This is a genomic window from Mycobacterium sp. 1245805.9, from assembly GCF_001672915.1.
Taxonomy (GTDB): Bacteria; Actinomycetota; Actinomycetes; order Mycobacteriales; family Mycobacteriaceae; genus Mycobacterium.
The window spans coordinates 48,309-55,720 of sequence record NZ_LZKR01000094.1; the positions used below are offsets into that span (position 1 = coordinate 48,309).

At 68.3% G+C, this 7,412-nt stretch carries 8 protein-coding genes and 2 pseudogenes; 5 read left to right on the top strand and 5 right to left on the bottom strand.

The window, feature by feature from the left end; genetic code table 11:
- From A9X00_RS13920 to A9X00_RS13930, 3 genes are all read right to left on the bottom strand, one after another.
- On the bottom strand, positions 1-1,464 hold the full coding sequence (locus A9X00_RS13920) for a YdiU family protein (RefSeq protein WP_067153973.1): 1,464 nt from the start codon (positions 1,462-1,464) through the stop codon (positions 1-3).
- Between the two features lie 28 nt (positions 1,465-1,492).
- A complete protein-coding gene (locus A9X00_RS13925) occupies positions 1,493-2,059 on the bottom strand; it encodes a hemerythrin domain-containing protein (RefSeq protein WP_067153975.1) in 567 nt (188 codons plus the stop codon).
- 143 nt (positions 2,060-2,202) lie between these two features.
- The gene (locus A9X00_RS13930) at positions 2,203-2,484 is read right to left on the bottom strand and encodes a WGxxGxxG family protein (RefSeq protein WP_067153977.1); all 282 of its coding nucleotides are present in this window, start codon (positions 2,482-2,484) and stop codon (positions 2,203-2,205) included.
- A 141-nt stretch (positions 2,485-2,625) separates the two neighbouring features.
- Between A9X00_RS13930 and A9X00_RS13935 the strand changes: the two genes are divergently transcribed.
- From A9X00_RS13935 to A9X00_RS13945, 3 genes are read left to right on the top strand one after another with little or no spacing between them, the layout of a single operon-like run.
- The gene (locus tag A9X00_RS13935) at positions 2,626-3,435 is read left to right on the top strand and encodes a hypothetical protein (protein ID WP_067153983.1); all 810 of its coding nucleotides are present in this window, start codon (positions 2,626-2,628) and stop codon (positions 3,433-3,435) included.
- A 60-nt stretch (positions 3,436-3,495) separates the two neighbouring features.
- The gene (locus tag A9X00_RS13940; RefSeq protein ID WP_067154012.1) at positions 3,496-4,431 is read left to right on the top strand and encodes a CoA ester lyase; all 936 of its coding nucleotides are present in this window, start codon (positions 3,496-3,498) and stop codon (positions 4,429-4,431) included.
- Between the two features lie 12 nt (positions 4,432-4,443).
- Positions 4,444-5,160: a DsbA family protein gene (locus A9X00_RS13945; protein WP_067153986.1), complete on the top strand. Its 717-nt coding sequence runs from the start codon at positions 4,444-4,446 to the stop codon at positions 5,158-5,160.
- Here the strand turns inward: A9X00_RS13945 and A9X00_RS13950 are convergent.
- Positions 5,122-6,378 (bottom strand): HNH endonuclease signature motif containing protein, encoded by a 1,257-nt coding sequence (locus A9X00_RS13950; RefSeq protein ID WP_067153989.1) that lies wholly within the window; start codon positions 6,376-6,378, stop codon positions 5,122-5,124. The genes A9X00_RS13945 and A9X00_RS13950 overlap by 39 nt on opposite strands.
- A gap of 47 nt (positions 6,379-6,425) precedes the next feature.
- Between A9X00_RS13950 and A9X00_RS13955 the strand changes: the two genes are divergently transcribed.
- On the top strand, positions 6,426-6,785 hold the full coding sequence (locus A9X00_RS13955) for a DUF488 domain-containing protein (RefSeq protein ID WP_067153992.1): 360 nt from the start codon (positions 6,426-6,428) through the stop codon (positions 6,783-6,785).
- Positions 6,786-6,799: 14 nt separating this feature from the next.
- Positions 6,800-7,243: pseudogene (locus tag A9X00_RS31890) on the top strand (GNAT family N-acetyltransferase); the annotation flags it as partial.
- On the opposite strand, the pseudogene A9X00_RS32770 reads toward A9X00_RS31890, so the two are convergent.
- Positions 7,241-7,412 (bottom strand): annotated as a pseudogene (locus tag A9X00_RS32770) (GNAT family N-acetyltransferase); the annotation flags it as partial. The pseudogenes A9X00_RS31890 and A9X00_RS32770 sit on opposite strands and share 3 nt — an antisense overlap.

Genomic DNA, 7,412 nt, shown 5'->3' on the forward strand with positions numbered 1-7,412 from the left:
TCAAGTGCCGCAGAACGTTTGGTACGCGCCGAAATCCTCCGGCGCGGGGCTGGCGTAGCGCTCTAGGCCCGGTCGTTCGTCGAACGGGGCGGTGACGGCGTCGAGCAACTGCCCGAGCGGATCGAGATCGTCGGCCGTCGCCGCGGTCAGGGCCTCCTCGACGAGGTGGTTGCGCGGAATGTAGACGGGGTTGGTGCGGTCCATCGATTCGGCGTCCGGGCCGAGGGCTCGCCAGCGTGCCAACCAGTCGTCGAATCCGGCGGGGTTGATGAACAGCCCGCGCGCCCCTTCCGAGTCGCCTCGCGCCGCCCGCCCGAGGTGGCGGAAGAAGGACGTGTAGTCGACGTCGCTGTCTTTCAGCAGCGCGAGCAACTCGCCGACCAGCGGCGTGACGACTCCGGCGTCCACGTCGTCGGGCAGGCCCAGTTTGGCGCGCATGCCGGCCGACCACACGGCGTCGTAGCGGGTTTGGAAGATTCCGAACGACTCCTCTGCGAGCGCCACGGCCTCGTCAACATCGTTGGAGAGCAACGGAATCAGCGATTCGGCGAACCGGGCCAGGTTCCACCCGGCGACCACCGGCTGGTTGCCGTAGGCGTAGCGCCCCCAGAAATCGATCGAGCTGAAAACCGTCTCCGGGTCGTAGGCCTCCATGAACGCGCACGGTCCGTAGTCGATGGTTTCACCGGAGATCGTCATGTTGTCGGTGTTCATCACGCCGTGCACGAAACCGATCAGCATCCATCGGGCGACCAGCGATGCCTGGACGGCGACCACCGCTTCGAACAGGGCCAGGTAAGGCCGCTCGGCCTCGGCCGCGCTCGGGTGGTGTCGGGCGATCGCATGGTCGGCGAGGCGGCGCAGCAGATCGACGTCGCCAGTGGCCGAGGCGTATTGGAAGCTGCCCACGCGCAGGTGGCTGCTGGCGACGCGGCTGAGCACGGCGCCGGGCAGCACCGTCTCGCGCTGCACCGGGCGCCCGGTGGCCACGACGGCCAGCGACCGAGTCGTGGGAACGCCCAGAGCGTGCATCGCCTCGCTGACGATGTACTCGCGCAGCATCGGGCCGACCGCAGCCAGGCCGTCGCCGCCGCGCGCGAACGGCGTGGGGCCGGACCCCTTTAGGTGGATGTCGCGCAGGCGCCCGCCGTCGTCGACGAGCTCGCCCAGCAGCAGTGCGCGCCCGTCGCCCAACCGCGGGACGTACCCGCCGAACTGGTGCCCGGCGTAGGCCTGGGCCACCGGAACCGCGCCGTCGGGGACGAGGTTGCCGGTCAGGAAACGCAGCCCGTCGGGGCTGCGCAGCCAGTCGGCGTCGAGGCCGAGCTCGGCGGCCAGCGGTGCGTTGATCGCGAGCGGGCGCAGGTCGGGGGCCGGTTCGGCCCGCCAGCGGACGGCCATCTCCGGCAGCTGGCGGAAGAACCGGTCCTGCAAAGCAACGGTGGTATCCGGCGCAACGCTCACTTCACCGAGACTACGGAAGGTCCCGGGTTTATCCGATGGCCTGCGCGATCAGGTCCCGGGCGCGGTCGAGCATCGAGGCGAACGGCCCGACGGCGAAATTGAGCTTCGCCGATTCCACGCCCGGATGGGGGCGGGTGGGCGCGATGGCCTCGGCCGCTCGCACCGCCAACCCCATTCGCTTGAGGTCGCCCGAGTCGACTTCCTTTTGCAGCACGGGGAATTCCTCGTCCTCCTCGTGGCGGGCGTGGTCGAGCACGGCGTCGCGCAGCTTCGTCAGCTCGTCGATGAACTCTTGTGAGGTGGTGTCGAGCTTCTCGATCCGCGACAGCAGTTCCTTGGCCTCGTGCTCTTCTTCGAGCCGGGCGTCGACGATTTTGTCGCCGTCGTCGGCCTCGCGGCGCGTCCGGGGATGCACCACCATCTCCTCGGCGGTCTCGTGCACGGCCAGCAGTTGGCGCAACTCCACGAACGGCTTCTCGCGGGCCTTGGGGTCCGACGCGTGCAGCACTTCGTCGAACATGTCCTCGATGAGGTTGTGCTGCGCTTTGAGGAACTTGACGACTTCTTCGGGTGATTGAACAAGCATCTCGGCCATTGCCATAACTCCATTGATAGGGGACTGGGGTGCGGGCTATGGGCTGTGCACCGCTTTGCCAGACATACCCGACGGCGGGACGGGTAAACGCAAGCCCCCGTCAGACCGTGCGCAGCATCTGACGGGGGCTTCGGCAAATGCCGCTAGACGTTGCCCCGCGCCGTGGGTGTCCCAACGGCGGTGACCGTGTCGGTGTCCCCGCGGCGCTTGAGGCCCATCAGCCCACCCAGTCCGAGCAGGCCGAGCAGCCCCCACAAACCGGTGTTGTCGCTGCGCTGGTCGGTGTTCTGACCATTGTTGTTGTCGGCCAGCGTCGTTGTGGTCGGCGACTGCGAGGCAATGCTCTCCGTGGTGGCATTGGCGACGCCCGCCCCACCGAATAGCAGTGCGCCGGTGGCAGAAATGACCGCAATTGTCTTACGCATGTTTGCTCCTGAATTGGATCTGCTCGATCGAGTGAATGACCGAAGAAGAATGCGACGCGAAAAGTTGGCCCGAGTGTCGCAAGGGTTGGGCTACCCGATGTGCGGGGACTGAAACGGCAGACAAACTACGATTGTTTGCTGATGGATCAGCAGGACCCCCAGCAGCGCATCGCCGACCTCGAGCTTCAGCTCGCGCAGCAGAAACGCATCGCGGAGCTGGAGCGTCAGCTGGCCGATGCCCGGGCGGCCGCGGGGGGAGGCCAACCAGTCGAGCAGCCCGCCGAGGTCTCCGCCGCACAGCTGGCCGCCATCGACGAGCACGCCCGCCGGCTGGCGCAGGCACTGCAGGCCGACCGCGGTCAGCCCTTCGGGGGACCGGCGCCGCTTCGGGAGGCCCTTTCGCGCGCCGTCGTCGATGCGGGTTTGTCGCAGCAGCAGTACCGAGACGTCCTGGACCGCGCCGGCCTGCGCGCGGGCGGCACGATCAAAGTCGGGGGCCAGGTCGTCTACCAGCGTTGTGACCCGTCCGATCCCGTTTTCCTGGCGCCGCGCCCGCGGGGCGCCTATGGCGATCAGGGCTTCGCGCCGCCGCGGCGCAAGCTCTCCGGGGCGGGTTGGATCGGGCCGATCGTCGCGCTGCTCGGCGGGGGAATCGGCCTGTGCGTCGGCATCGGGGCGGCGGCGACCGCCCTCATCCCGTCGAGCGCGCTATGGATGGGTCCCATCGTGTGCCGCAGCGGGTATGCGATGGCGTACAACACCTCGCACTACAGCTACAAGCCGGGCCAGTCGGGCACCAGCGTGAGCTTCCAATGTGTCGGGGAAAGCGACTTCTATGACGTCAACGACCTCGCGGTCTTTGCGCTGCAGTCGTTGCTCGCCGCGCTCCTGGTGTTCGCGGCCCTGGCTGTGGGTGGCTTGCTGTGGCGGCGCTCGCACAAGCCCGCGTGATCGTCGGTTCGCCAGGCGACTACGGTCTAAGAAACACGAATTTCACCCAACGGAATGAACATGGCGACAGATCAGACGTACGAACAGGTCGACGACCAGGCGCCGGATCCCGCCGACATCGGCTGGCGCATCGATCCCGTTCTCGCCCGCAGTTGGCTGCTGGTCAACGGAGCGCACGCCGACCGGTTCCAGGCCGCGGCGCATTCCCGCGCCGACATCGTCGTCCTCGACATCGAGGATGCGGTGGCGCCCAAAGACAAGCAGGCCGCCCGCGAGAACGTGGTGCGTTGGCTCAGCGCCGACAACAACGACTGGGTCCGCATCAACGGGTTCGGCACCCCGTGGTGGGCCGACGATCTGGCGGCGCTGGCCGGTACGCCCGTCGGCGGGGTCATGCTGGCGATGGTCGAATCGGTGGACCACGTCACCGAGACCGCCCAACGCTTGCCCAATGTGCCCATCGTGGCGCTGGTCGAGACGGCCCGCGGCCTGGAGCGCATCACCGAGATCGCCGCGGCCAAGGGCACCTTCCGGCTCGCCTTCGGGATTGGCGACTTCCGCCGCGACACCGGCTTCGGCGAGGACCCGAGCACCCTGGCATACGCGCGCTCGCGCTTCACGATCGCCGCGAAGGCGGCCAACCTGCCCAGCGCCATCGACGGGCCGACGATCGGCTCCAACGCCTTGAAGCTCATCGAGGCCACGGCCGTTTCCGTCGAGTTCGGGATGACCGGCAAGATCTGCCTGACACCGGACCAATGCGCGGTGGTGAACGAGGGGCTGTCCCCGTCGCAGGACGAAATCTCCTGGGCCAAAGAGTTTTTCGCCGAATTCGAACGCGACGGGGGAGAGATCCGCAACGGCTCCGACCTGCCGCGCATCGCCAGGGCCACCAAGATCCTGGAGCTGGCCCGCGCCTACGGCATCGAGGTGTCGGAGTTCGACGACGAGGAGCGGGTGCACTCGCCCGCGCCGTCGGACACGTACCACTACTAGGGAGTCAGCCCGATGAGCGCCACCGTGGACTTTCATTTCGACCCCATGTGCCCGTTCGCCTACCAGACGTCGTTGTGGATCCGCGACGTTCGTGAGCAGCTGGGCATAACCGTCAACTGGCGGTTCTTCAGCCTCGAGGAGGTCAATCGCTCGGGGGGCCAAAAGCACCCGTGGGAACGGGAGTGGTCCTACGGCTGGTCGCTGATGCGGATCGGGGCACTGCTGCGCCGGACCGACATGTCGTTGCTGGACCGGTGGTACGGCACCATCGGGCGCGAACTGCACACCCTGGGCGGCAAGCCGCACGATCCCGCGGTGGCGCGAAAACTGCTGGGCGACATCGGCGTCGACGCGGCGGTTTTGGACGAGGCGCTGGACGACCCCACCACCCACGACGAGATTCGCGAGGAACATCAGCGCGTCCTCGACGCGGGCGGGTTCGGTGTGCCGACGCTTTTTCTGTTGGGGCAGTGCCTGTTTGGGCCCGTGTTGGTGGATCCGCCAACGGGACCACCCGCGCTGACCCTGTGGAACGTCGTAACCGGGATGGCCGAGCTGCCGCACGTCTACGAACTGCAGCGGCCCAAGGCGCCGGCCGATCTCGATCTCATCGGCCGAAGCCTGCGCCCGTATCTCGATGGGCGCGATTGGGTCAGCATCAACCGCGGCGAAGTCATCGACCTCGAAGGCCTAAGCGGCGTGTCGAGCAAGGGCGACGCCGATTCGTAATTCGACCTCGCTGACTTCGATCGTGGGTGCTCGCGGCGGGGCCGTCGACCGGTAGGTCTGCCCCGTCGGTGTGGTGAATTCCGCTGTGTGCGTGTGATTTTCGTCCGTGCTGGTGCGGACCCGCCAGCCCGCGGCCTCCTTGGCGTAGTTGCACTGCTCGCAGGAGCCCAGGCCGTTGTCCGCGGTGGTGGGTCCGCCCGCGGCCCATGGCTGCGCGTGGTCGCTGTGCCGGATCGGCGCGTCGCAGTACGGCGTGCGGCAACGTTGGTCGCGCAGCTCGATGAAGGCGGCCAGGCCGCGCGGGAACAGCCGTGCGCGTGACTCCATCGCCACCAGCGCCCCCGACCGGGGATGGGCGTACAGCCGGCGCAGCGTGGCCCGGGAGCGCCGGTCGGCCAGCGCGCTGGCGACCATTGCCCGGGCGACCGCCGCGGGAATGGGGCCATAGTCGCCGAGGTCGGCCGGTGTGGTGTCACCGCCCAGCAGAGTTCCATCCGAAAGCACCAGGTTGACCGCGACCGGGGCGGGGACCGCTGCGGCGCGTCCGGTGACCCGCTCCACGAGCGTGTCCGCCATGACCTGGCCGCGTGAGCGCCCGTCAATGCTGGTGTCCGCCTCGCGGCGCAGTGCCGCGTACACCGAGACCCCCTGGGTCACCGGCAGCAGCGCGGTCACGTAGGTCATCGTGTCCGGGGCCGGCCGGATGGTGACCGTGCGCTCGGTCTCGGCCTTGGCCGCTCGCTCGACCACCGCATGGGGGTCCAGCCGGTAGGCGATCGCCTTGGCGGCGGCGGCCACCCGCGCGTCGCCCATGCCGTCCAGGCTGTCCGGGTCGGCGCACAATTCGGCGTCCAGCGTGCGGCGATCCTCGACGTCCAGGCACGCGCTCTCGCGCACGATCAGGGTGGCCCGCCACTCCGACAGCGCCCCGCATTCCAGCGCCGCCAGCGTGTGCGGCATCTCGTGCACCAGCGCCTTGGCGAAGCCCAGGTGCCGGCCGCCCCGGGCCGGGGAATCGCGTCGCGCCAGCGCGATCTCGCTGGCCACGCCCCGTCCGCGCCGTGCGGCGGGCACCCCGGCGGCCGCCTCGTTGGAGCGTCGCAAGGCATCCAGGGCCGCGGCCAAGCGCGCCTGACCCGCGGCGGCCGCCGACTTCTCGCGCTCCAACTCGGCGATCCGCTCGATGAGAGCGGCCTCGTCGGCATTCGGGTCGAACATGTGTTCGAGTATACCCGCCCCACCGACACGATCGCTAACCTGAGCCCGTGGGCGCCAAAAGCCGCATTCGAGTGGCGCGCGTATATGACGAGACCGAGCCCGATGAGGGCCAGCGGGTGCTGGTCGATCGCATCTGGCCGCGCGGGGTCCGCAAGGACGACCCGCGGGTGGGCATCTGGTGCAAGGACGTCGCGCCGTCGAAGGAGCTGCGCGAGTGGTACCACCATGACCTGGAACGGTTCGACGAATTCGCGGCGCGCTACGCCGACGAGTTGCACGACAGCGCCGCGTTGGCGGAGCTGCGAAAGCTGGCCAAGCGCGGCGTCGTAACCCTGGTGACCGCCGCCCGCGAGGTCGACGGCAGTCACGCGGCGGTGCTGGCGAAGCTCCTGCGAGCCGCTCGGTAGGCTGCGCGTTTGATATGAGCGAACCCGAAGTGATCTTGCCGCGGGAACTGACCGACATCAGCGACGAGGTGCGTCGCGTGCCGCCGCCGCCCGGCACCGCCGAGGTCCCCGCCCCGTATGCATTCCGGCTTGCCGACCCGGACAAGGATGCCGAGATGATCTCGGAGTGGATGAACCGGCCCGCCCTTGCCGAATCGTGGGAATACGCCTGGCCGCCCAAGCGCTGGCACCGATACCTCAGCGCGCAACTCGACGGTAGCTATTCGCGACCGTTTTTTGCCAGCCAGGATGGGCAAGACCACGCTTATATCGAATTGTACCGGGCCGCAAAGGATTCCATCGCCACCCGATACGAGGCTGACCCCTACGATTTGGGGATACACGCCGCCATCGCCGACGAAGAGTTCGTGAATCGGGGTATCGCCGGGTACGTGCTGCCGTACTTCGTCGCGAGCGTGCTCGGCCAGGAACACGCAGCCGGCGCGCTCGCAGAATCGCCGTGCCGTCTTGTTGCGGTAATCGGGATCGAACATGATCCGGCGACACCGTGGATCCTGGCCGAGCACGCTCGCGACGAAGTACGGCAGCACGTACCCGGCGATACCCCGATTCACGAACTCTTCCTCG

What these genes read in the sequence shown, in the direction of transcription:
- A9X00_RS13945 (WP_067153986.1), top strand. Translation starts at nt 4,444, where the DNA reads ATGAGCGCCACCGTGGACTTTCATTTCGACCCCATGTGCCCGTTCGCC.
- A9X00_RS13940 (WP_067154012.1), top strand. Translation starts at nt 3,496, where the DNA reads ATGGCGACAGATCAGACGTACGAACAGGTCGACGACCAGGCGCCGGAT.
- A9X00_RS13930 (WP_067153977.1), bottom strand. Translation starts at nt 2,484, where the DNA reads ATGCGTAAGACAATTGCGGTCATTTCTGCCACCGGCGCACTGCTATTC.
- A9X00_RS13950 (WP_067153989.1), bottom strand. Translation starts at nt 6,378, where the DNA reads ATGTTCGACCCGAATGCCGACGAGGCCGCTCTCATCGAGCGGATCGCC.
- A9X00_RS13925 (WP_067153975.1), bottom strand. Translation starts at nt 2,059, where the DNA reads ATGGCCGAGATGCTTGTTCAATCACCCGAAGAAGTCGTCAAGTTCCTC.
- A9X00_RS13935 (WP_067153983.1), top strand. Translation starts at nt 2,626, where the DNA reads ATGGATCAGCAGGACCCCCAGCAGCGCATCGCCGACCTCGAGCTTCAG.